Annotated in this window: 21 protein-coding genes; 8 read left to right on the top strand and 13 right to left on the bottom strand. The window is 47.6% G+C overall.

The genetic code is table 11. The features are described 5' to 3' along the window. Positions 1-120: 120 nt before the first annotated feature. From xdp1 to EOE65_RS03585, 4 genes are all read right to left on the bottom strand, one after another. Positions 121-915, bottom strand: coding sequence for an exosortase-dependent surface protein XDP1 (xdp1, locus tag EOE65_RS03600; RefSeq protein WP_164847003.1), 795 nt, complete (start codon positions 913-915; stop codon positions 121-123). A 335-nt stretch (positions 916-1,250) separates the two neighbouring features. Next, positions 1,251-4,040 (bottom strand): XrtA/PEP-CTERM system TPR-repeat protein PrsT, encoded by a 2,790-nt coding sequence (prsT, locus tag EOE65_RS03595; protein WP_164847002.1) that lies wholly within the window; start codon positions 4,038-4,040, stop codon positions 1,251-1,253. Positions 4,041-4,090: 50 nt separating this feature from the next. Beyond that, positions 4,091-4,855: a sulfite exporter TauE/SafE family protein gene (locus EOE65_RS03590; protein ID WP_127692920.1), complete on the bottom strand. Its 765-nt coding sequence runs from the start codon at positions 4,853-4,855 to the stop codon at positions 4,091-4,093. 61 nt (positions 4,856-4,916) lie between these two features. Beyond that, the gene (locus EOE65_RS03585) at positions 4,917-5,834 is read right to left on the bottom strand and encodes a DMT family transporter (protein WP_127692919.1); all 918 of its coding nucleotides are present in this window, start codon (positions 5,832-5,834) and stop codon (positions 4,917-4,919) included. Between the two features lie 143 nt (positions 5,835-5,977). Between EOE65_RS03585 and EOE65_RS03580 the strand changes: the two genes are divergently transcribed. Next, the gene (locus tag EOE65_RS03580) at positions 5,978-6,439 is read left to right on the top strand and encodes an Lrp/AsnC family transcriptional regulator (RefSeq protein ID WP_127692918.1); all 462 of its coding nucleotides are present in this window, start codon (positions 5,978-5,980) and stop codon (positions 6,437-6,439) included. A gap of 53 nt (positions 6,440-6,492) precedes the next feature. Here the strand turns inward: EOE65_RS03580 and ppsA are convergent, their stop codons facing one another. From ppsA to EOE65_RS03560, 4 genes are all read right to left on the bottom strand, one after another. Continuing rightward, the gene (gene ppsA / locus EOE65_RS03575; protein ID WP_420846517.1) at positions 6,493-8,877 is read right to left on the bottom strand and encodes a phosphoenolpyruvate synthase; all 2,385 of its coding nucleotides are present in this window, start codon (positions 8,875-8,877) and stop codon (positions 6,493-6,495) included. A gap of 111 nt (positions 8,878-8,988) precedes the next feature. Then, positions 8,989-9,483: a DTW domain-containing protein gene (locus EOE65_RS03570; protein WP_127692916.1), complete on the bottom strand. Its 495-nt coding sequence runs from the start codon at positions 9,481-9,483 to the stop codon at positions 8,989-8,991. An 883-nt stretch (positions 9,484-10,366) separates the two neighbouring features. Next, complete coding sequence (locus EOE65_RS03565) at positions 10,367-12,547, bottom strand: OsmC domain/YcaO domain-containing protein (RefSeq protein WP_127692915.1); 2,181 nt, start codon at positions 12,545-12,547, stop codon at positions 10,367-10,369. A gap of 136 nt (positions 12,548-12,683) precedes the next feature. Next, a complete protein-coding gene (locus EOE65_RS03560; protein WP_164847001.1) occupies positions 12,684-13,583 on the bottom strand; it encodes an AraC family transcriptional regulator in 900 nt (299 codons plus the stop codon). A 110-nt stretch (positions 13,584-13,693) separates the two neighbouring features. Here EOE65_RS03560 and EOE65_RS03555 point away from each other — a divergent pair, with 110 nt between their 5' ends. Both EOE65_RS03555 and EOE65_RS03550 read left to right on the top strand, forming a co-directional pair. After that, a complete protein-coding gene (locus EOE65_RS03555) occupies positions 13,694-14,074 on the top strand; it encodes a hypothetical protein (protein WP_127692913.1) in 381 nt (126 codons plus the stop codon). A gap of 160 nt (positions 14,075-14,234) precedes the next feature. Next, the gene (locus EOE65_RS03550) at positions 14,235-14,411 is read left to right on the top strand and encodes a DUF6435 family protein (protein WP_127692912.1); all 177 of its coding nucleotides are present in this window, start codon (positions 14,235-14,237) and stop codon (positions 14,409-14,411) included. A 49-nt stretch (positions 14,412-14,460) separates the two neighbouring features. On the opposite strand, the gene EOE65_RS03545 is transcribed toward EOE65_RS03550, so the two are convergent. From EOE65_RS03545 to EOE65_RS03530, 4 genes are all read right to left on the bottom strand, one after another. Continuing rightward, entirely contained in the window at positions 14,461-15,078 is a 618-nt protein-coding gene (locus EOE65_RS03545) for a LysE family translocator (RefSeq protein WP_127692911.1), read from the bottom strand. A gap of 107 nt (positions 15,079-15,185) precedes the next feature. After that, positions 15,186-15,695 carry a P-loop NTPase family protein gene (locus EOE65_RS03540; protein ID WP_127692910.1) on the bottom strand — a complete coding sequence of 170 codons (510 nt, stop codon included), beginning with the start codon at positions 15,693-15,695 and terminating at the stop codon, positions 15,186-15,188. Between the two features lie 58 nt (positions 15,696-15,753). Further along, on the bottom strand, positions 15,754-15,969 hold the full coding sequence (locus EOE65_RS03535) for a TIGR02450 family Trp-rich protein (RefSeq protein WP_127692909.1): 216 nt from the start codon (positions 15,967-15,969) through the stop codon (positions 15,754-15,756). A 170-nt stretch (positions 15,970-16,139) separates the two neighbouring features. Then, entirely contained in the window at positions 16,140-16,358 is a 219-nt protein-coding gene (locus tag EOE65_RS03530; protein ID WP_127692908.1) for a hypothetical protein, read from the bottom strand. A gap of 598 nt (positions 16,359-16,956) precedes the next feature. Here EOE65_RS03530 and EOE65_RS03525 point away from each other — a divergent pair. From EOE65_RS03525 to EOE65_RS03510, 4 genes are all read left to right on the top strand, one after another. Next, positions 16,957-17,604 (top strand): hypothetical protein, encoded by a 648-nt coding sequence (locus EOE65_RS03525; RefSeq protein WP_127692907.1) that lies wholly within the window; start codon positions 16,957-16,959, stop codon positions 17,602-17,604. Positions 17,605-18,046: 442 nt separating this feature from the next. Beyond that, on the top strand, positions 18,047-18,634 hold the full coding sequence (locus tag EOE65_RS03520) for a hypothetical protein (RefSeq protein WP_127692906.1): 588 nt from the start codon (positions 18,047-18,049) through the stop codon (positions 18,632-18,634). A gap of 39 nt (positions 18,635-18,673) precedes the next feature. Beyond that, complete coding sequence (locus EOE65_RS03515; RefSeq protein WP_240656900.1) at positions 18,674-19,471, top strand: glucose 1-dehydrogenase; 798 nt, start codon at positions 18,674-18,676, stop codon at positions 19,469-19,471. A gap of 93 nt (positions 19,472-19,564) precedes the next feature. Then, a complete protein-coding gene (locus tag EOE65_RS03510) occupies positions 19,565-19,999 on the top strand; it encodes a hypothetical protein (protein WP_206052594.1) in 435 nt (144 codons plus the stop codon). 29 nt (positions 20,000-20,028) lie between these two features. Here EOE65_RS03510 and EOE65_RS03505 read toward each other — a convergent pair whose 3' ends face one another. Further along, positions 20,029-20,982, bottom strand: a complete 954-nt coding sequence (locus EOE65_RS03505; protein WP_127692903.1) for an IS110 family RNA-guided transposase — start codon at positions 20,980-20,982, stop codon at positions 20,029-20,031. 848 nt (positions 20,983-21,830) lie between these two features. On the opposite strand from EOE65_RS03505, the gene EOE65_RS03500 reads away from it, so the two are divergent. Beyond that, positions 21,831-22,232: an OsmC family protein gene (locus EOE65_RS03500; protein ID WP_127692902.1), complete on the top strand. Its 402-nt coding sequence runs from the start codon at positions 21,831-21,833 to the stop codon at positions 22,230-22,232. Positions 22,233-22,258: the final 26 nt, after the last annotated feature.

Raw genomic sequence — 22,258 nt, 5'->3', positions numbered from 1 at the left:
AAAAAGCGGTCTACTGAGCAAGATAGAAATCATAACCACCTACTGAAGTGGATGGTTTTAGGCTGAAAACAAAAAAGCGGGAGTAAACTCCCGCTTTTTTATTATGCATGCTTACTAAGCCTAGGCTTTGCGGCGGCGCTGGCGAGCAGCGAAAACAAGGCCTAGTGACATCAGAGCAAGCGTTCCTGGTAATGGGACACCCGTGTGAGGGCTGCCGATTGGGCCTGGTGTACGTACTTCACCGGTGATGCCCGCAAACTTGATACTATCAAAGGCAGTATCACCTACATAATCACCACCCGCACCCACTGCAGACATATAGGTACCAACAATCCAGTAGCTCGAGAAGACATTGTTAAGATTGCTGTTAGCGCTTTCGTAACCAGAACCCGTGTTGGAGTGATGGCTGATAACACCCCAACCATTGGAGCTCAGTTCACTAACATTCAGCGAAGAGATGTTCTGAGTAGGATCACCGTTACCTGTATAAGCAAGCACAGTAACGTCAGAGTCATTACCTACTGAACCGTTATAGAACGACTCGAGAGAGAACTCTTGATCGCCGAAGTCAAACAGCACAAATTCTTGTACGTTTCCGTTATCGATATAGTGCGAGTCACCGCCTGAGCAACCGCCATTGCTACCGCATGGGTAACCATCTTGGTCGATAACTAAACCCCAAGGGTTGCGACCAAACACATGGTTAGCATTCTGTATGTCGTTGTAGCCAACCGCATTCCAAGCCGATAACGTCACAACAGAACCATCACTGCCTGACCACTCATAAGAGCCACCGGTAGCGGTCGAAATACGCTCGGCGCTGCCTGTAAAGTCCCAACTGACAGCCGCATGAGCGCCGACACTAATCAACGATGCGAACGCACATACACCCACTTTTTTGAACAGTGACAACATATCCATTTCCTACACTATTAAACGGTTATCAATTAAACGAGCTGACTATTCCTAAGCTAGCGAATGTGCACGCGCGCAAAATCAGGTATCTCAACAACCTAAAATATTAACTATCTACGGAATAGCTTAAGGTAGCAAGATGAACAAAGTATTAATGAAAGATCATATAGCTAATTCATGAATCTCAACCCGTTGGTTGACTCAAGACAGCTAATCAAGCCGCTATCTTTCAGCTCACTTAAAACTTGCGCAAATTCTAGCCAAAACACACCATTCAAACAACAACTTTTTTATTAACGCAAATTAAATTAAATAAAAACAAATACTTAAATATATCATTCAAACAAGTGTTCTTTTAATTTCTCTGCTTTATGCCGCTCACTGAAAGGCAAGTCACTAGCAAGCGCTTTCACTATATAGCGCTTTGCCTCCGCATCACGGCCAAGTTCAGCGAGCACAGAGCTTAGATGGTAGAGAATTTCAGGTCGGTTCGCCGCACGTGCAACCGCTTCGCGCAGATACCTTAAGCCTTCTTCTCTATCGCCATTTTTAACTAATAACCAACCATAGGTATCGGTAACTAACGGATTCTCTGGCGCCAAACCATAAGCATGTTTTGCGAACTTTAGCGCTTCCCCCACATTAAGATGAGAAAGTGCATAGGCCATATTGTTAAGCAACGACACGTTATCGGGCTGCGCTTTTAAAAGCTCAGCCAACAATACAACAGCGCCACGGTAGTTTTGCTTGTGAAGCAGCAGCTCACTTTCGGTAGCTTTTAAGATTAAGCTGTCAGGCATGGTATCGCGCCACTTCGCAGCTTCAGACAATGCGTCATCGATACGTCCTTGCTGCTGCAATGTACGCACCAAGCTCACCGCCAGAGAGTCCACAGGCTGAAGAGCTAGGCCTTCGCGGTAAGCCGTTTCCGCCTCAGGTAGACGCCCTTGTGCGAGGAAAAGGTCCCCTTGCAGTTTGGCACTAACGGGGTTTTGAGGATATGCCGCGCGTAACTGATCTAAGCTGGTTTGGGCATCATTAAATAGCCCCTGCTTGCTCTGTAGCTCAGTGATCAAAACTAACGCTTGATAATTTTGGCTATCGACCTGCAGTATTTTAGCCAGTGAGTATTGCGCATCTTTGATCGACCCCGCCCGTAGCTGTAGACGAGCAATTTTATAGAGGGCATCAATATCAAACCCAGCATCTTTCACCATCGTCTTCAACGTGGTTAAGCCGGCTTTATTCTTTTGCTGAATAAACTGAATCTGAGCCAGCGCCGACTTAGCTTCCAGAGAATTTCCGTTTGCATGTACAGCTGCGCGGATCGCGCTCTCAGCCTCTTCATAGGCTTTCAGTGCAACAAGAATATCAGCCAGATAGAGCGACGCCTCTAGGTAGCCGCTTTGCATACTTGTTGCTCTCTCCGCCCACTTACGTGCCTCGGCAATATTACCGTCAGCCTCCTCCACACGAGCTAACTCCAAGGCGACCTTAACATTTTCTGGCTCCGCCTGATTTAGCGCCAACAATGACTCCCGTGCTTGAAGAAGTTGGCCCTCTAGCGTGTCTATTTTGGCGATATTTATCTTTGCTGGTAGAAACGCTGGAGTGATGGACAAGAGATGCTCAAACTGTTGGCGCGCTGCACTCAACTGCCCAGCCGCCAGTAACGACACGCCATAAAGGTTCTGATAGGTTGCGTTATCGGGTGAGTTAGCGACGAGTGTTTTACCGATAGCTTGGGCTTGATCAATAAGCCCTTCGTTCAAATAATGCACCAGCAGCACAACACCTGACTGATGAGATGGGTTCTTCTCGTATAAGCTCTGTAGTCGCTCGATATCCTCAGCGACACTCTTACCCGCTTTAATACGGCTCTGTGCAAGCTGGGTTTGCAAGTTTAAGTTACGTGACAGCCCAACCGCCTCTTCCAATATGCTCGCAGCCTGCGTGTCACGACCAGTGGCCGAATAGGCTGCTGCTAATAAGCTCAAGTAGGCCGGATCTCGCGAAGCGTACGCCCTTGCCGCCTGAAGCACACGTATCGCCTCTTCAGGGACATCTTGCTTGAGCAAAACATCACCTAATAGCTTACGTGCACCCACATCGGTCGTGTTTCTTCTCAAATAAAGCTCGAGATAGCTTCTTGCCTCTTCTAGCTGAGCCAACGCGTAATGAGATAAAGCCCCCAACATGAGCAACCTAGCGTCCAACTTAAGGCGCTGCTCTGGAACCGCATCGATAATTTGCGCCGCTAGCTGATAGCTCTCTTTAGATTCAGTTTCGTTTTCATCTTCGAGTAAAAGCCCTCGAAAGTAAGCGCCGCGAGGCTCATGCTCAGCGACCTCTTTTAGTACATCAAGCTCAGCTCTGGCGTCATCTTTGCGGTCCAAGTCGACCAAAATGCCAATCTTGGCCACTCGAGCATCCACATGAGCGCGGTCTAGCTCAAGCGCTTTGCTATAAGCTTTTAACGCCTCGCTCAACCTACCCGAGGCATGTAACGTGGAGGCTAGGCTATTCCACGCCCGCGGATCATCGGGGTATTGCATTAACAGCTGCTTGGCTTTCTCTTGTGCGTCGGTACGCTTACCTTCTTTTAGTAATAACGCTACCTCAGCCAAGCTAGGTAACAAAGCGTTATTCTCTAAGCTAAGGGCATATTCAATTTTGAGGTGCGCATCGGTAAATTTTCCCAAAACCGTTAACGCTTCTGCCTGATAGCCTAACAGCGGCACTCGTTCAGTGGGGCTGATATCGTCGGCATTGATATCTTCAACCAATGCGCGGTATTTGCCCTGCTGCAGATAGGATTCTGCAAGATTGATCACCAACAGAGAGGGGTCCGCCCCAAACTCTTGCGCTTGGCGTAATGTATACTCTGCCGCCGCTGCATCACCTTCTTTTAGGAGAATATCACCCGAAAGGAGCAGCGAAGGCAGGTGTTTTGGATTAAGTTGCAAGGCATTCTTGAGCTGAATCATCGCTCCTGGCAAGTCATCAGAGTAGAACAAGCGGTTTGCATCTTCATAATAGTTGGCAACATCCGCTTGATTCGCACCACTTACACTGCTGCTTAGTAATGCAGCCAATGCCACTGCTAACGCCTTTTTTCTAAACACAACCACTTCCTTCTAAAAAACAGATCGCCGCATCCAAAAACCACACGGCACTACCACCACGCTTTCACCAATCCAAACAAACTAACGACTAAAAGCACACTACCTAAGACACGAAAGAAAACCGGCGTCTCAGCGGTGACAAGTTTACGATGAAAACGCGAACCCAGTACGTGACCGAGTGTGGCACAAGGGAGTAACCAAAGATGATGAATCAGTTGAAAATCGACACCTGCCCACACGAACGCAGCACACTTAATCAGTACCAAGATAAACCATAGTACAAAGAGCGTGTCCCGTAGCGATTCTTTTGCCACTCGGCCCGCATAAACTGCCACAATAAGGGGCGCTCCGATCAAAGATGCACCACTAATGTAGCCGCCTAGCGCCAAAAACGTATTGTCCACCGCACGACTGCGACTTTGGAAAGGTCGGTTACGAATATACCCCACCGCATAGAAAGCCACGATGACAAAGATGAGACTCGTCATCCAGGCGGTAGGCAATGTCAGCAGGCCAAACACACCAATGAGCTTAGGAATGATCATGACTCGCAGAGAAGCACCCAAGTACTGCCAGTCAATCGTCCCCTCCTGCCCGTGTGGCCGGCTTTTTTGGTTATGCCACGCGATCCAGCTCGAAAAGATCAACAAGTGGACCGCGATAATAGGTAAAAAGACTAATGCATCGTTATGAACCAGAAGCAGAAATGGCAAGCTCAAGACGGCGCCGCCAAACCCTAAGCCAGAGCGAACAAAGCCACTCCATACGAAAAGAATACCAATGGCGACATACTGCCAAGCCAGCAAGTTATCCATACTATGCTCCGGGTGAGAAAGAGACGCATTCTAACAGCCCTGACGAGCAACTTGCTATATATCAAGCAGGTGAGGAGATCAGCCTCATATGCAGCGCACGCAGCACACCGCTGGCAACAAACACGCCAAGCGAAATCAAGACCAAGCCGACAAGCATGGTTGGCGTCAGCGACTCACCCAATAGCCAGTAACCACCGATGGCCACCAATACAGGGGTTAACGCGCCAATGGCTGAGGTTGCCTCTGCACCAAGCGAACGTACAGCATAGGCGTAGCTAAACCCCGTGACGATACCGACACAAAGGAACTGCACAAACATTTGATGCGAGAGATCCGCAAAGCTAGCGCTGGCAAACGGTACAGCATCTGTAAACGGCAATAACATCAACAACACAACGGAAGACACACAACACAACAGCGCTGCCCCTGCCCAAGGCGATAACCCAGACACTCGCAACGAGATGGTAAATAGCGCCCAACACACACTTGCACCTAGGAAAAAACCATAGCCAATTAAACTCTCTTGCTGACCCGCCCACAGAGAGCGTGCAACTAATACAACAACCCCAGCAGCAATCGCAGCCAAGCCCACCACTTTGCTATGGTTAAGCGGCTCACGATAAAAAACCGCAGCGATAATCCCCACAAAAATGGGAAAGGTGCCAGTAATCAACAAACCGGCATCCGCCGCAAGTCCGTAAGCCATGCCTTGAGAAGATAGAAAGAAAAACGGTAGCCCCGCGCCACAGCATATACCAAGCAAATAGCGCTTCTTAACGCAAAGATAGCTCGGCAGATGACGTATCAGCACTGGCCAAAGCACTAGCGCAGCGCAACCGTAACGTAATATGGCCAACTCATAGGTACTCAAGCTCGATTGCTGGCCATAGCGCATAGAGAGTAGCCAAGACGCCCATATACAGATCGTCAGCAGCCCCGCTGCAATACCAAGACTCGCTTGCCCCTTTAGCTCATTCATACCTTTCCCTTTAACGGCTCATCAAAAGAGCACATTATCGAGCGAGTTAGGAGAGCATGTCCTTGCGAATTCGATTACGAAACCCTACCGTATTAGCATAAGCTTCCAATAAATCATTAAATTGTAATTAGATATGCCAACACATGGACAAAACAGATAAAAAGATAGCCGCGTTACTACAAGAGAACGCCCGATTAACCAATGTCGAACTAGCCGAAGCGATAAACTTATCTGCTTCACCCTGCTTGCGTCGCTGGAAGCGCCTTGAGGAGTTGGGAGTCGTTACTGGATACTATGCTGCGCTTGATCGACAGCAAGTTGGGCTCAGTATGACCGTATTTGTTGATGTCCGATTAGATAACCACCGCGACCATGCCAGCGATCTATTCGAAACCACCGTGCAAGCAATGGACAACGTGATCAGTGCATTCGTGGTATCAGGCGCATCAGATTACCGCTTGGAGGTTGTCGTAAAGGATCTGGCTGATTACGAACAGTGGTTAAAAGCGCTACAAACACTCCCAGTGGTCAAGGACATACACAGCAACTTCGCGATTCGTGCGGTAAAAACTAACACGCCACTGCCGCTCTCCACACTCGAATAGCAGACAACAAAAAAGGGAGCCAAAGCTCCCTTTTCTAAATTTCCAGCGCGATATTATTGAACGTCATTCGCTAGGAAGAACCATGTGTCCAGTACAGAGTCTGGGTTCAACGAGACACTGCTAATCCCCTGCTCCATAAGCCATTTAGCAAGATCTGGATGGTCAGATGGACCTTGGCCACAGATACCAATGTACTTGTCTTGGTCACGACACGCTTTAATCGCCATAGCCAGCAACTTCTTCACTGCCTCATTACGCTCATCAAAGAGATGCGCGATAATGCCAGAGTCACGGTCTAGGCCCAGCGTTAACTGCGTGAGGTCATTAGAACCAATTGAGAAGCCATCAAAGTACTGCAAGAACTCGTCCGCTAGTAGTGCGTTGGATGGGATTTCGCACATCATAATGATGCGCAAGCCATTCTCGCCACGCTTCAAGCCGTTGTCAGATAGCATCTCAACTACTTGTTTCGCTTCACCTACCGTACGCACGAACGGCACCATGACCTCAACATTGGTCAAGCGCATTTCATCACGAACCTTCTTGAGCGCACGGCACTCAAGCTCAAAGCAATCACGGAAATCATCAGAGATGTAACGCGCCGCGCCACGGAAACCTAGCATCGGGTTCTCTTCACCCGGCTCGTACTGATCACCACCAATCAAGTGGCCGTACTCGTTTGACTTAAAGTCAGACATACGCACGATCACTTTCTTCGGATAGAACGCAGCTGCCAGCGTCGAGATACCCTCAACAAGTTTCTCAACATAAAAATCGACTGGGCTATCGTAGCCACCAATGCGACGCTCAATCACTTGGCGCACATCAGCCGGTTGATCGTTTAAGTTTAGCAGCGCCTTCGGGTGAATCCCGATCATACGGTTGATGATAAACTCAAGACGCGCCAAGCCAACACCTGCATTCGGTAGCGCTTGGAAATCAAATGCGCGGTCTGGATTACCCACATTCATCATCACATCGAACGGCAAGTTTGGCATCGACTCAACGCTATTGGTCTGATGTTCAAACTCTAGCTGGCCATCGTACGCTCGGCCGGTATCGCCTTCAGCACACGAAACCGTGACCAATTGGCCATCTTGTAGACGCTCAGTGGCGTCACCACAACCCACAATAGCTGGAATACCAAGCTCACGTGCAATGATCGCAGCGTGGCACGTACGACCACCGCGGTTCGTTACGATTGCCGCAGCGCGCTTCATGACCGGTTCCCAGTCTGGGTCTGTCATATCGGTTACCAAAACATCGCCAGGCTTAACTTGATCCATCTGTGACAAGTCAGATACCAAACGGACAGGGCCTGAGCCAATTCGATGACCGATCGAACGGCCTTCAACCAACACATTACCTGTCTCTTTAAGCAAGTAGCGCTCAATCACATTGCCAGATTCGCGGCTACGAACCGTTTCAGGACGCGCTTGTACAATGTAAAGCTGGCCATCGTCACCATCTTTAGCCCACTCAATGTCCATTGGACGGCCATAGTGCTGCTCAATGATCAATGCGACATTCGCAAGCTCTTGCACGTCTTCATCATTGATACAGAAGCGCTGACGATCTTTCGCATCAACATTGACGGTTTCTACTGCGCTTGCAGTTGAGCCTTCGCCAGCGTAAACCATCTTGATCGCTTTAGAGCCAAGTGTACGGCGCAAAATAGCCGGCACGCCCTGCTTCAGCGTTGGCTTATAAACGTAGAACTCGTCTGGGTTGACTGCACCTTGTACAACGGTTTCGCCCAAACCATAAGCAGCGGTGATAAATACCACATGATTAAAGCCAGACTCGGTATCCATCGTGAACATAACACCGGATGAGCCTGTTTCACTGCGCACCATGCGCTGCACGCCAGCAGACAATGCAACTTCGCTGTGTTCAAAGTTGTGGTGCACACGGTATGAGATTGCGCGGTCGTTATAAAGCGATGCAAATACCTCTTTAATCGCCTGCTTAACATTGCTCAAGCCGCGAATATTCAAGAAGGTTTCCTGCTGGCCCGCGAATGATGCATCGGGTAGGTCTTCCGCTGTTGCAGAGGAGCGCACAGCAACCGCCAGTTGCTCGTTGCCGCCAGTCATCTCTGCAAAGGCTGTTTCGATCGACTGATCAAGTGCAGGCTGAAACTCTGCATCCATAATCCACTGACGCACCATTTTTCCGGTCTCGGCCAGTGCATTCACGTCATCAACGTCGAGTTGGGATAGCGTGGTATCGATCTTTTCTTTAAGACCACCATGCTCTAGAAATTCGCGGAAAGCCTCGGCAGTCGTCGCAAAGCCACCGGGTACTTTGACACCGGCTTCGCTCAGTTGGCTGATCATCTCACCCAACGACGCGTTCTTACCACCTACCTTTTCAACATCATCCATACCCGCCTGATCAAGACGCAATACGTAATTTTGCAAAGCTATAACTCCCATACTCGGCGAAACGTTAGTTTCTGGTTCTGACTTTGTCGAATTTGCCACAGGATACTTGATCTTCAGGAAAAAATGAAAAGTTGATGAAAAAAAACGGCAGCTTTTTCCTGCTCAGGCGCCAAATTCCGACAGAAATTTGCTAAAACGCTGCTCAACCACCTGCGCAGCCGATCGAAACCCTGCCTCACTCATGAGCAGTGCTGCGCACTCGGCGGTACATAGCCCGCCTTCGCGCTGATTTCTGCGCAAGTTAAATTGGGATTGAAGGCCGAGGGGTAATGAAATGCGCGGCAGCTCATGAAGGTATGCACTGCGGTTATAGATCTTACGCGCTTCTTGCCAGGTGCTATCGATCAGAATGAGCGTATCAATGCCATGCGTTGCTAGCGCAGATGGCAACACGCTTGTGTGTGCAGCGACTTCTGCAGAAGGGTACAGCAAACCAACGCGGCGCTGATCGATAAGGTTTAAAAGATCGGCATTTGGGTTCTTCCGTGCCCACTCGATGCGCGACACAACAACACCAGGCAGTGGATCACACAACAGCGCACCAGTATTGGTTTTTTTCGCAAGTTCTCTTTCGTGAGTGAGCAGAATTAGATGCATGAGCTAGCCGCTAAAAAAGAGCTAGCATACCTTGCAAGGACGTTGGCGAAAACCACTGAAAAAAGAGGGGCCGGAGCTGCGCATCCTGCTTAGCTCCGGGGTGAAATCTCCTGTTTGAAAAAGCCGATTTTTCAGATTCACCAATAAATAAATGTGCTCGTTAGCGATTTAGAGAAGTAAACAATACAGCTTCGATACTTTTGAAACGCGTCACAAGCGGAGCAACTGGACAATGAGAACGGCGTAAACGCTACCTATCGCTTATCCGCTCGTCTGTCGTTGAGATCATTATATTAGAGATGATTAAAAAAGCCAATTTTGTTTGAATTATTATCTAATAAGCATATTACAGATCACAAATACCATTTTATTTCAACAGATTAACGAAATAACAAAAAACGATATTTATAAAAATTTGTTTTAATTAATTCAACGTTTACATTGATTTTAAAAGCGAGGGTCATCTCGAATACCGATGCGATTGCCATCGGGGTCGCAGATATTAAGCGCAGTAAGATGCACCAGCACCCTATCGATGACAGTTACGTTAATACGTAGCTGCGCAGCGCCTGCTCAATCGGCTTCTGCCCTTTTACAGCCGTCTTACCAACCGTTTCGATCATTAGGCATGCAGCACACTATAAGAAACACGTGGTGCAAAAGTCACCATCGCGTTTGATAAAAAGCACGGGTAGCGCAACAACCGTGAATAAAGCGCCATGCACCCGGCACGATTTTGGATGTCAGTTATTCGTATTTAGATACAGCTCCGCTTGTATAACACCCAAAACTCGCCCCCTCACGGTTGCTAGACCAACCTTACTCATGCTGCGCTGATAACCCGTTAGTGCGCAGTTTTACCCATATAGATAACGGTATAATTTTATTTTATATTGGCAGCACGCGCCGCTTGCAGCTTTTTATAGCTATCGAGCAGGCGCAAATGGCGATCCAACCCTTCAAGCTGTGTATTGGTTGGTGTCAGGCCATAGAAACGCTCGCTGCCTTCAACAGAGCCGATCACCGCATCCATCACCTGATTACCAAACATACGGCGCAGGTTAAATTCAAAGTCTTCCAGTTCAAGCTCTGCATCCAGGGTAATCTCTAACACCGCGTTCATGGCTTGATAAAAGAGGTTACGTTCAACGGTGTTGTCATTGTACTGCTGGAATGTCTCCACCAGCTCCAGCGCCGTTTCTAGCTCGCCAAGCGCGAGGTAGATCAGGATTTTAAGCTCAAGAACAGTGAGCTGGCCCCACACTGTGTTTTCATCAAACTCAACACCAATCAGCGTACGAATATCGGTGTAGTTGTCCTCTTCGCTCTCCTCCAAACGCTCAACCAGTTCAGCTAATGCATCTTCATCTAAGCGATGTAGGTTAAGGATATCTTCGCGGAAGTAGAGTGCCTTGTTTGTGTTATCCCAAATCAGATCTTCCACGGGATAAACTTCAGAAAAGTCCGGCACGATAATACGACACGCCGCGGCGCCTAAATCATCAAACGTGGCAACGTATACCTCTTTCTCTAGCGTTGCCAAGATACCCATCAAGCTTTCACACTCCTGCTCATTGGAGCCGGAGAAATCCCATGCCACGAAAGGGTAATCAGCATTGGTGCTAAAGAAACGCCATGAAATAACACCTGTCGAGTCGATAAAGTGCTCCACAAAGTTATTCGGTTCAGTGACTGCATGGCTGTTGAATGTGGGTTTCGGGACATCATTTAAGCCCTCGAAACTGCGGCCTTGGAGCAGCTCCGTTAAGCTGCGTTCCAGCGCCACTTCAAAGCTTGGGTGCGCGCCAAAAGAAGCAAATACTCCACCGGTTCTTGGGTTCATCAAGGTGACACTCATGACAGGAAACTGCCCACCCAACGACGCATCTCGAACGACAACCGGGAAGCCATTTTCCTCAAGACCTTTGATCCCCTCAACGATTGCAGGGTATTGCGCTAGCACCTCTGCTGGTACCTCAGGTAAAACAATCTCCTCTTCAATAATCTTGCGCTTGATCGCGCGCTCGAAAATTTCAGATAAGCACTGCACCTTTGCCTCAGCTAAGTTGTTACCCGCACTCATACCGTTACTCAGGTAGAGGTTTTCTAGCAAGTTTGAGGGGAAGTAAACCACCTGCTGATCCGACTGGCGTACAAAAGGTAGTGAGCAAATGCCGCGCTCGATATTTCCAGAGTTCGTATCAATCAAATGCGAACCACACAGCTCGCCCTCGGGATCGTAGATAGCACGCGTATACTCATCGAGAATCCCATCAGGTAACTGGTCATCTTCGGTGAGCGGGAACCATTGCTCATTGGGGTAATGTACGAATTCAGCGTTGGCGATCTCTTCGCCAAAGTACTGGTCGTTATAAAAGAAGTTACAGTTCAAGCGCTCAATAAACTCGCCAAGCGCCGAACACAACGCGCTCTCTTTAGTCGCACCTTTTCCGTTGGTGAAGCACATCGGTGATGCTGCATCGCGGATGTGCAGTGACCAAACATTCGGCACGATATTGCGCCACGAAGATATCTCTATCTTCATTCCCAAAGACTCGAGCAGCTCAGACATATTCCGGATGGTCTCTTCCAGCGGCAAGTCCTTACCAAGGATCATCGTCTGGCCTTCATCTTCAATGCCTACTGCCATAATGCCGGAGTCGCTATCAATATTTTCCACCGTCTCGATGGCAAACGTTGGCGACTGCTGAACCACCTTTTTCACTGTGCAACGATCAATCGAGCGCAAAATACCCACGCGATCTTTTTCAGAAATCGTATCGGGTAGTTCAACATTGATCTGGAAGGTTTGGTCATAGCGGTTTTCGGGATCAACGATATTGTTCTGCGATAAACGAATATCATCCGTTGGAATATCCCGCGCGTTGCAATAAACCTTCACAAAGTACGCCGCACACAGAGCAGAAGACGCTAAAAAGTAATCAAATGGGCTAGGCGCAGAACCATCACCTTTATAACGAATCGGTTGATCCGCAATCACGGTGAAGTCATCAAACTTCGCTTCTAGGCGCAGGTTATCTAAAAAATTTACTTTGATTTCCATTTGAAAACTCGTCTTAGTTAGTCAGCAGGCCAACCGGAAGATTGTCAGGCGGCATTCGGCAAGGGCGCTATCTTACAGGATTCAGCAAGATAAAACGAAAGTCGCACCCATATAACGTGTTAGCCAATGTAGCCTTCTAGTCCGCCGCTCTTCTGACCTCGCCCGGTGTCTTGCCGGTCACATGCTTAAACGCTTTACGGAATGCCGCTTCGGACTGATATCCGCAACGCTCTGAAATATCAAACAGGGTTAAATCGGTTGTTTGCAGCAGCTCAGCTGCGGTCAACATGCGCCACTCAGATAGGTAGGCAATGGCTGTTTTGCCCGTTAAGCTTTTAAATTCGGCCGCGAAAACGGCACGGCTCATACCCACGGCACTCGCCAATGAAGCCAGAGTCCAGGGCTTAGCAATATCGGCATGGATCAACGTTAGCGCCTTACCTACTTGCGGTGAAAACAGGGCTTTAAGAAGCCCAGAGGGTAATCCTTTCTCTAGCTGACTGCGCAGGATATGAATGAAGAGCACGTGCGCTAAATAGTCGACAGCTAACGAGGCACCTGCGCCCTGCTCTTCGAGCTCAGCGATAAGCAACTGCAACAGAGCGCGCGTATTACCTAGGCGGCTGGTATCGCTCAGCTCTAACACAATCACTGCTGGCAAACTATCCAACAAAGGCCAGTCGGCTTTGTTCTCAAACATAAAGTGGCCGCAGGTTAGCCCGGTCACCTCCCCCTGCGCGGGAGCCCCCAACTGCGCCATCGTTTGATCAACCAGTTCAGCATTCGGGCAATGGCTCTCACTGCTTAAATAGTGCTGCGCATCATGCGGAAATATCACTAAATCCCCCGCCGACAACAACCTCGGGGCCTCATCCTGCAAATGCAGCCAACTGCGGCCGCTGTGCACTAAGTGAAATGGTACAGAGCGGCTACCAGACGTATCGACCGCCCAACAGCCCTGAAAATCGGTATGCAGGTAAACCTCCGCTTTAAGGCGCAGCCACTTCAAGATATCGCTGAGAGCATCGGTATGCATAAAAATACTCCTGAACATAAATACGAGACATTAAGACATATATCGTCTTAATAAGCGCGTTTAAAGTAAACCCCACAAACATAAAGCAAAGCAAAACCAAGGAGAAACACATGCAGTTCTTTAAACGAATCACAGCACTGTTTGTATTGTTAGCTGCTGTTGCTGCGGCACCATTTGCTACAGCGGGCACGCCAGAAACACGCGCTGATGGCGTAACAGTTATCAACCTAGATCAATATGGTGGTCACTTCACCGCTGACGAAACGTTAGCCGACCTAAAAGCGGGCGAGTATGAGTTTGTTGTAACAAACAAGACAGACAAGATTGTTGGCTTCCAGATTCAGAACTTTAAGACTCATGCAGGTCTGGACATGTTCCCACTTGAGCCGGGTCAAACGCGTATCTCTCGCGTATCAGTTACGCAAGATGGCGTTCGTTTCCGTTGCCCGATCAACCCAACACCTTGGTACGATTTAGACAACATCAACTAAGTCTCCAACAACGTTAGTTAACAAGGCGGCCAAACAGGTCGCCTTTTTTATTGCTCAGTTATAGAGGAGCAGATCAGCACATGAATACAAGTCAGCAACGCTCATCGCTTTTATCAAACGCCCCGTATAGAAATGAAAGCAAATTTCAGGAGCCACCCTCATGTTTTCATATTTCAAAAGTGACCCAACCAAAAAGCTGAAAAAGCAGCACTCGATGCTATTAGAGGAAGCGATGCATGCCCAACGTAATGGCGACATAATGACCTACTCTAAGCTCACGGCCGAGGCTGAGGCACTGTTTAAACAGATTCAGGATATGGATGGAGAGAAACGCTGATCCTGGGTTAAACGGGCCCACCGCGATCATTCAGCTAGTTTAGCGGTGCTTACTTGATATTCCGACTGCCGAGCATGACTGCCGCTCCAATTAAAAGAGAGCCGCAAATTTTGTTTATAACGCCGTGCGAGCCAAAAGAGAGATGGCCTCTTACCCAGTCTGCGAATCGACCATAGCCAAATAGAAAGGCACCATCCAACGTAAGATACGTTATGCTTAGCACAATAAACTGCGGTAACAGGTCGTTTTGCGGGTTAATAAATTGAGGAAACAGCGCTGCAAAGAAGATAACCGCTTTTGGGTTTGCGGCAGAGGTGATAAAGCCCTGCCAGTAAAGTGAAGATACCGACCGCTGCGCAGCCTCTTGCCCACAGTGTAATGGCTGCGATGATAAAATCTGTCGCGCACCTAAATACACAAGGTATGCCACACCTGCCCACTTCACCACCATGAAGAACGTTTCGGAGCGGGTGACCAAACTCGCTAAACCAACGGACGCTACAATCATCTGTAAGAAGTTAGCCGTAAGATCACCTGCTGCGGTATACATTGAGCGCCCCAAACCATAGCTGATGCTATTTGAGAGCATCAACAGCTGGCTCGGGCCCGGCGTACTCATCAACACCAGCACAGTAGCCACGTAAGTGAACCAAACGATAGCATCCATATAATCACCTTAATCACTGCCGTTAAATACTCAGGGAGCCCAAGATATACCTTTCAATGGATCAATAATCTGCTTAAAGCAACTTAAAAACGCAGCAACCCGCCTTATCATGAGCCGTGTTGCTGCTGCCGAACCCTTTGCAGCGCATCGGCTGCCGATGTCGCGATGATGAGGGTTTTCTCGTGGTCAAGGTCGGCCAGTTTTTCCATCAATAGTGGTTTCGACTTACGAGGATAATACCAAAGAAATTTGAGAAACCCGAAGTCGACCCGCTCGTTACAGCCTTCAGCTAAATCGTGCCGGTTACGACTGATCAGAGAGCGCTTGAGTGCTCGATAGATACAACTCAGCCGGTTAACATCTAGGAAAATAACGGTATCGCAGGCAGCGAGCCTGATATCTAGTGTGCTTTGATAGTTACCATCAATAATCCACGCCGTTTCTTCACAAAGCGAATGCTGTAGCGCAACCCACGCCTGTTTTTCGGTTTTGACCCAATTAGGCTTCCAGTAAAGCCGATCAAGATGATAAACCGGCAAGTGCAGCTCATCAGCTAACCAAACCGAGAGCGTAGATTTACCTGAGCCACCAGACCCAACCACCATCACTTTTTTCATCGTGCCTATTTCGACAATACGCTTTAGTTCCGAAACCTGCGAGGCAACACGTTAAGCACTACTTCCAACCTTGACGCCAATAAGCTTGATCTTTGAGGGAGCGCCAGTCGATCGATATTTCACGCTTAGACATAACCGCCTCGATCAAACAATGCACCACCTGCCCCTCTTCATCAAACTCGACCTCAGTGACTAAAAAGTGCTTCTCTTTATTGACCGGTTTCACAGCGGTCCATTTGCTGTGCAGGAGCTTTTTCGGGTTAATTCTATGCATGGGTTTCGCCTAGCTGTTAATCAATACTTGCTATACGTAACCACCATTGAACCTAGTTCACCTGAAATCTATTTTGAAAAGAGGTACTTACAAACGATCAAGCCAACCCAGCGCCGTGCGCATTGAATAGGTAAAAGGTATACAGCCACAGTGACTCGATAAACTTGGTGCTAGTCATCATCCTGCATCGGTATCATAAAAGCACCCGCATTAAGGCCTGCAATGCGCACAGCAATCAGCGCCTCATCTTCTGGCGACAATGTGCTTAAGCCATCTTCGATCTTGAAAAGGTGCTCATCCTTAACCGCATCGAACACGATCTTGCCAAGGATTTCGCCACTTTGATTGATACAGTCCAACTCTTGCTGGATGGGGAAGAACAACACCATGATTAGCGCCCATATACAAAAAATCGAGACCGGATAATAAGCTTTGCGCTGGTCCGACTCAATTGGTACTGCAGCTATGTAGCCAGCGTAGAGCCAAAAAAGCTAGCAAAGGTCACTCGCAGTATAAAATCACGAATACCTTGAGCCATGTAACTGCTGGTACAGCCATCGGAGGAAACGTATTGGCAACAACTTATTTTTTACTAGTGAACCGAGAATAAGTTACAGAAAAGTAATAATGGTGGAGCCTAGCGGGATCAAACTAGCAATAAAAATTATTTAATTACAAACACTTAAATATCAAAAAAACAAAAAAGCACCCCCACACATACCCATATTCTTTACGTTAGTAGTCCGAACCTAAGCCGTGCGAATACTTACTTTTAGCTATTTAGATCTAAAAAATGCGGGGCGCTCATTATTTCCGCACAGAATGTGTGATTAAATTGCCAAAATTCTAATAAAGCTAAGGAAGATCAATAACATGCACAGAAGCATAGGAGCACTATCTCTTTGCTCAGTTTTGGCAATGGCTTCAACAAACTCACAAGCCGCACCACGACCAGATTTAATGCTTTGTGGCACGTCAGATGCTAGTTTGTCAGACGTATACACCAGCCCTAATTCATACAACGAAATCACGGGATGTACGCCGGACTCCAACACAGAAGCCTTGCTCATAACTAGAAACGCGACGATTGCAGGCAATGGTGCTCAATGGCTAAGCTACTTGAACAATGGCGGCGTTATTATTACCGAGTATAACAATCCAGAACCAGTCTATAACGAACTCTACGGTACGTCATATACCAACGATTCCGCCGGCGACTGCCGCGATATGATCATGCCCTCTACTATCGTGAACGCCAGCGATCCTTTCTGGGTTGCAACCGGAGGTATAACTCCGGTTCCTGACTCTGAAGATAGCTGTGGTAGTGATTTAGCCGATATAGTAGCCGGCGAGGGCGGAACCGTAATAGCACTAGGTGAGCGTACACCTGAAGGCACAACCTCCTTAGCATATAGATCTCAGGGGTTAGGTGTGTTGTTTCTAACTGGTGCAGATTGGCAAGACAGCAGCACAGCCAGCGCTGGAGCGGAGGCATCATCTGCTCAACTATTCGGGCACATGATCGCCTACTCATCTGCCGCTACATCTAATGCTATTCCAGTGCTACCGGCGTGGGCAATGGTACCCCTGCTCGGTTTGATTGGGTTAGGTGCTCGCAAACACTTGAAGAAGTAATACTTAGTTATGTAAAGAGACCCTCACCTTGGGGTCTCGCTCCTATGTCACTGCTGCCGCTCAATTTCGTAACACGTCTCTTCATTAGCAAAGTTTCTACCAGCGTTTTGCATCCATACAGCCTTGATCCTGTTCACATGAGCGGGTATTGTTTTAAGAGGATTGTGACGAGCATGCGCTCAAAGTAAGCGATGCTTGGCAGCAGGAAGCTGGATTCTACGAAGGATACCTTTCAAGGCTATATGGGTACACAGAATTTTTTCCTGCCGCTTGTCAAAGCAAAAATTTACCATTTAAATTTTCGTTGAGCTCATGGTGCTGTGCTGGTTTAAAGGGCTTGGAAACAAGTCTAAAAGCCAGAAAAAACAAAGGTCTTTGAATAATTATTCACGACTCCCACCAGAATGCTGGCGCATTGAGAGTTTGGAGAGGGGGGCCTTCATTGCCGCATCAGCTCAATGGATTCAATATAATCTTTGGTCTCATCTCAAGAAAGCCGGCAGAGCTGATCGACAATCTTCGTCTGGAAGCGGAACACCGCAAAACTATCCGACAAACGGAGCTCGAACAATCGCGGTCAGAGCTATTCGCGATTAAGGAGCAGGAGCTAATTGAGCGAGCTAAACGCGATGAGGAAGTAGGCAGGATAGAGGATGCAGACGCAAAAGAAAAACTGACCGCCCAGCTCGAAAGTTTGCGCCGGGAGCGTGATCAGCTCTCAGATCAACTAAAGAATCAAACGATAATTGGGGGAACAACTGAAGACAGCATTTCATCGGAAGCCATCGAGATTCTGAAGGCAGCGCCTGAAAGCACGAGTGGTACGATTCTTAAACCAAGATCTATCGGAAATCGATCTATTCAAGTTGGCAAGAAATCACTTGGCTCCGAGGACTCTAGAGATTTCGCGCAATACGAGGACGCACTTGAGGAGCTAATTTCCCACGGTCTCGTCAAAAGTCTCGGCGGTAAGGGTGAGATGTTTAAGCTAACTAGTAAAGGATGGCAAACCGCAGATACGTTCCACTAGATCGCTGCAGGTAAAATTTGACATTAAGAGGGTAGAATTTTGAAACTCCAAGGAAAAGTTGCTTTGGTCACTGGCGCTGCCAAAGGAATTGGTGAGTCGATAGCTCGGCATTTTGCAGAGGAAGGCGCTTTTGTTTATGTAGCGGATATCGATAGCGACAATGGGCAGCAAGTAGCGTCATCCCTCGGTCAATTTGCTTGCTTTGCTTTGTTGGATGTTCGCCATGAAGGTGCTTGGCAAAGACTGACAGAGGAAATAATCAGGGCACACGGTCGGCTTGATATTGTCGTTAACAATGCCGGAACTACTGGCTTTGAAGAAGGCTACGTCCCGCATGACCCAGAAAACGCGACCTTGGATGCTTGGCGCAAGGTGCATGAGACAAACCTCGACGGGGTATTTTTAGGCTGTAAGTACGCCATCAAAGCCATGCGCGCCACAGGTAAGGGATCTATCATTAATATGTCGTCGCGTTCTGGTATTGTTGGTATTCCAACTGCTGCTGCCTATGCTTCCAGTAAAGCGGCTGTGCGGAATCATACTAAAAGCGTTGCCTTGTACTGCGCACAGCAGAACTTAAAGGTGCGGTGTAATTCTATTCACCCTGCCGCAATTTTGACACCTATGTGGGAACCGATGCTGGGTAATGGCCCCGAACGTGAGGCGAATATGGCCGCCTTTGTTCAAGATACACCGCTTAGGCGCTTCGGCTTGCCCGAGGAAGTAGCCTGTGTTGCTGTAATGTTGGCTTCAGATGAGTCTGGCTATTTGACAGGAACAGAGATCAATATTGATGGTGGTATTCTTGCTGGTTCAGCAGGCGCACCTGCGAAATAACGTCTAACAAAGCGTGGCACTTAATCCCTACAGTCGCTGGAATGTTGTCTACCTGCATAGCGTTACAAGCTATTTAGAATAATGGAGTACCAATTGAACTTAAAAGGAGTTCTTGCATTGTCCATAGGGGCATTAATTGCAATTGCTACGGCGGTAGCGCACCTATCATGTATTTTTTTGGGCCCATCATGCTATCAGGCGCAAATGGCCCCCCCTGAGATAGTGCAGTCGGCGACTGAGGGAACTCTATTAGCCCCAATGGCTACCCTTATTATTTCATTCCTATTTTTAGTCTGCGCCGTATTTGCCATGTCTGGCGCTGGTTTTATAAAGAAGCTGCCATTCATTGAACCTGTCTTGGCAACTATTTCAGGATTGTCTTTGCTGAGAGGTTTAGCGACTATCCCTTCATCTTATGCTTTTCCAGAAATGGTCAGTGCCTTTAGCATTACAGCAGGGTTAATTTGGTTTGTCGCCGGTTTACTATATTTTTATGGTTTTCGAAGTTTGCGTCAGCCTAGTTCATAACAAGTGACTGTGGTGTTTAGTCAACTGTTTTAAGCTGTTTTCTGGCACCACAACTCTTCATTTTTTACCATTGTGTTTAAGATTACGATCATCTTCCTCATGCAAGCAACGATAGCCACTTTAGGGATTTTCCCAGCAGTCTTAAGACGTTCATAGTAACTTTTGAAAACGGGGTTACATTGAACGGCTGACAGCATCGCCATAAACATCACAGTTCTAACCCGGTGCCTGCCGCCACGTATTCGTCGTTTGCCATTGAAGGAACCACTTTCCTTATTCATAGGTGCTACACCGACGAGCGCCGCGATCTCTTTGCGGTTTAAGCTACCTAGCTCTGGTAGCTCACTGAGCAGGATATAAGCTAAGACTTTACCGACACCTGGCACACTGGTGAGGACTTCAGTTTTGAGTCGCCAGTGCTTTACCTGGCTCACCAAATCATCGATTTTTTTAGTGACTTTGTCGATCTGGTGTTCTAAATGTTTCAACATGGATTTGATAGAGCTATGAAGTTCTTTGGGCATAATCTGTAGTCGATTTTTCTCCATTGTCTGCATCTCTAATAGCTGTGATCTTCTGATCAGTAAGTCTTTGATAATTCGCGACTGTTTATCGGGTAGAGCCTTGCTATCCGGTTTCATAGTGGCAGCAAACTTGGCAATTATTGCTGCATCTATTTTATCGGTTTTAGCGAGTACGCCGAGGGCTTGTGCAAAGCGGCGTATCTTGATCGGGTTGATCACTGAAACAGGAATTCCCGCTTTATCGCAAGCGTAGACAAAGGCATGTTCATAGCGCCCGGTAGCTTCCGTAACGACACGTTTAACCTGATGCTCTAATAGGACTTGTATAACTTTTTGAATCGCTTTAGATTCGTTAGGTATAGAGAAATGGATATCGAGCGGATGAAGGACAATATCCAGTTGCGACTTACCGACATCAACGCCGACGTTGATCTCAATTTGGCTTTCCATAGTTTCCATAATAAGCTGACTCTGCTTTGCTATGTGGGCTCGAGGCCCCAATGACTGTTCGAGTTATTGCTATAGAGTTATGCAGTGCTTCCCACTTGTTACCGGTCTCTCAAAGAGGAGCCAACAATCAATCGAGCTACTGCATAAAGGCCCTCAACGGCCATTGAGGGTGGGCCTCCAATTTATCCGGAAATGGAACGGAATTAACCATACAAGCACGTCAAAAGTCGCCCTTTATAAGCGCGGGCTGGACTCGCTACCCTACAATCTGCAGACGCTTTCTTTAGTTATATTTAAGATGTCCTGAAAGTGAGACGTAAGAATACCAAGAGACTGCTAGACCACAAGCACCACTCGACCATGGATATCCATGCAGATACTCGTGGCCAAGATTGGTTTTAGTGGGTATTGGCAACCCATAAGCCCCCAGTGAATAACCAGTCCTAGATAGGATTGCAGTTTTTATACCTATTTAGGAAAAGGTTTTGCGGAAAATGCAAGAGGAATTTTGGGTTGTCTTGGGGGGAAAGGGTTCCTTCTGGAGGCTGTCACACTGATTATAACCAAACAAGTGCAACTCCCTGCCCTACTTTGCCTGAAACCGCTGATGATTAAGCCTTGATCCCGTTCATATGAGCGAGTACTGTTTTAGGAAGATAGTGGCGAGCGTGCGCATAAGCTGTTCGACGCAGAGAGCAAGTAAGCTAAACTGGGTGAGGCAGGTCTTCGAGGCATAATCAGTTTAATATTCTCATAGTTCTTCACGCCCAACAAAGCAGAAGAATAAAATTAATATTCAACCGCAACATAATCACACCATAAATAATAAGCGAAATCCTTAAACAAAGTAGGAAAGTATGAGTATAAAAGTAAAATGGGACGGCGATTGTCGTTTTAAAGCTTCGACGCAAGGCGGTTTTACATTTGATATTGATGCTACGAGTAACCAAGCGCTTTGCCCAACAGAAGTTCTTTTATCGGCTCTAGGCTCATGCAGTGCAACGGATGTCGTTTTGATACTACAGGAGCGCGGTTTTGAAGTTAAGAGTCTAGAGAACCAAATTAGTTTTGTTTTGACTGAATCTGAGCCTCGCTTGTATAAGTCAGCTAATCTGCACTTTGTAGCAAAAGGCACTGGACTTTTTGAGTCCGATATCTTGCAAGCTGCTGAAGAATCGGTGAAAAAAAATTGTCATGTTTGTCTTATGCTGGCTCCGGCAATTAATATCACTTATTCGGCAAAAGTAGACGAAAAATAAATTTAACAGCTGTTAATTTAAAACCT

Origin of the sequence: Neptunomonas marina (assembly GCF_004005935.1) — a bacterium.
Taxonomy (GTDB): Bacteria; Pseudomonadota; Gammaproteobacteria; order Pseudomonadales; family Balneatricaceae; genus Neptunomonas; species Neptunomonas marina.
This window is presented reverse-complemented; position numbering and strand designations above follow the sequence as displayed.

Bases quoted from the DNA above. Each gene is read 5' to 3' on its own strand.
- EOE65_RS03540 (WP_127692910.1), bottom strand. From the start codon at position 15,695: ATGAAAAAAGTGATGGTGGTTGGGTCTGGTGGCTCAGGTAAATCTACG.
- EOE65_RS03555 (WP_127692913.1), top strand. From the start codon at position 13,694: ATGCAGTTCTTTAAACGAATCACAGCACTGTTTGTATTGTTAGCTGCT.
- EOE65_RS03530 (WP_127692908.1), bottom strand. From the start codon at position 16,358: ATGGTGTTGTTCTTCCCCATCCAGCAAGAGTTGGACTGTATCAATCAA.
- EOE65_RS03550 (WP_127692912.1), top strand. From the start codon at position 14,235: ATGTTTTCATATTTCAAAAGTGACCCAACCAAAAAGCTGAAAAAGCAG.
- EOE65_RS03505 (WP_127692903.1), bottom strand. From the start codon at position 20,982: ATGGAAACTATGGAAAGCCAAATTGAGATCAACGTCGGCGTTGATGTC.
- EOE65_RS03500 (WP_127692902.1), top strand. From the start codon at position 21,831: ATGAGTATAAAAGTAAAATGGGACGGCGATTGTCGTTTTAAAGCTTCG.
- ppsA (WP_420846517.1), bottom strand. From the start codon at position 8,877: ATGGGAGTTATAGCTTTGCAAAATTACGTATTGCGTCTTGATCAGGCG.
- EOE65_RS03560 (WP_164847001.1), bottom strand. From the start codon at position 13,583: ATGCATACCGATGCTCTCAGCGATATCTTGAAGTGGCTGCGCCTTAAA.
- EOE65_RS03545 (WP_127692911.1), bottom strand. From the start codon at position 15,078: ATGGATGCTATCGTTTGGTTCACTTACGTGGCTACTGTGCTGGTGTTG.
- xdp1 (WP_164847003.1), bottom strand. From the start codon at position 915: ATGTTGTCACTGTTCAAAAAAGTGGGTGTATGTGCGTTCGCATCGTTG.
- EOE65_RS03570 (WP_127692916.1), bottom strand. From the start codon at position 9,483: ATGCATCTAATTCTGCTCACTCACGAAAGAGAACTTGCGAAAAAAACC.
- EOE65_RS03535 (WP_127692909.1), bottom strand. From the start codon at position 15,969: ATGCATAGAATTAACCCGAAAAAGCTCCTGCACAGCAAATGGACCGCT.
- EOE65_RS03565 (WP_127692915.1), bottom strand. From the start codon at position 12,547: ATGGAAATCAAAGTAAATTTTTTAGATAACCTGCGCCTAGAAGCGAAG.
- EOE65_RS03590 (WP_127692920.1), bottom strand. From the start codon at position 4,855: ATGGATAACTTGCTGGCTTGGCAGTATGTCGCCATTGGTATTCTTTTC.
- EOE65_RS03580 (WP_127692918.1), top strand. From the start codon at position 5,978: ATGGACAAAACAGATAAAAAGATAGCCGCGTTACTACAAGAGAACGCC.
- EOE65_RS03585 (WP_127692919.1), bottom strand. From the start codon at position 5,834: ATGAATGAGCTAAAGGGGCAAGCGAGTCTTGGTATTGCAGCGGGGCTG.